Annotated in this window: 1 protein-coding gene; it reads left to right on the plus strand. The window is 43.5% G+C overall.

Translation table 11 applies throughout. The features are described from left to right. Positions 1-54: 54 nt before the first annotated feature. On the plus strand, positions 55-687 hold a 633-nt coding region (locus tag V7659_RS25800; RefSeq protein WP_335542961.1), incomplete at its 3' end, for an MFS transporter.

Here is a 687-nt window from a genome sequence, read left to right on the forward strand (position 1 = left end):
AAGCATGAGAACCGTCCCCCCTGCACCCAATTAATAAAAATAGAGGTGTTAAAAATGAAAACGCTTGTAGGTCAAGAACGTACTTTAGGCGGACTTCCAATGGGAGTCGTTTGGGGATTCGTTGCAACGTTAATTTTTATGGCCGGTGATGGTCTCGAGCACGCATGGTTGTCTCCCTATCTGATTGAAAAGGGATTGACCGTTCAACAATCAGCCACTCTTTTTGCGGTTTATGGAGCCATCTTGGCTATCGCATCTTATTTTTCTGGTGTACTCACCGAGATGTGGGGACCTAGGAAGGTAATGGTTATCGGTCTTGTTACTTGGTTAATCGGTCAGGTACTATTCATTGAATATGGTTTAAAGTTAAACAATTACGCTATTATGCTCCCGACTTATGGGATTCGTGGTTTAGGTTATCCTTTATTCTGCTACTCTTTCTTAGTCTGGGTTACTTATCGCAGTCCAGAGCGGATTCTGGCAACAGCTATAGGATTGTTCTGGGCAGCGTGGAGTGGCGGACTTTATGTTGTAGGAAGTTATTTCCCTGCTTACATGCTTCCGAAGATTGGATATATCGGGTTGTTGTGGAGTGCAGTAGCTTGGGTATTAGTTGGAGGAATTGTTGGTCTTATCGTGGTAAAAGGTGATGTAAGAACGGAACAAAAGGGAAATCCGAAGGAAAAG

Origin of the sequence: Neobacillus drentensis (assembly GCF_036966985.1) — a bacterium.
Taxonomy (GTDB): Bacteria; Bacillota; Bacilli; order Bacillales; family Cytobacillaceae; genus Neobacillus; species Neobacillus drentensis_E.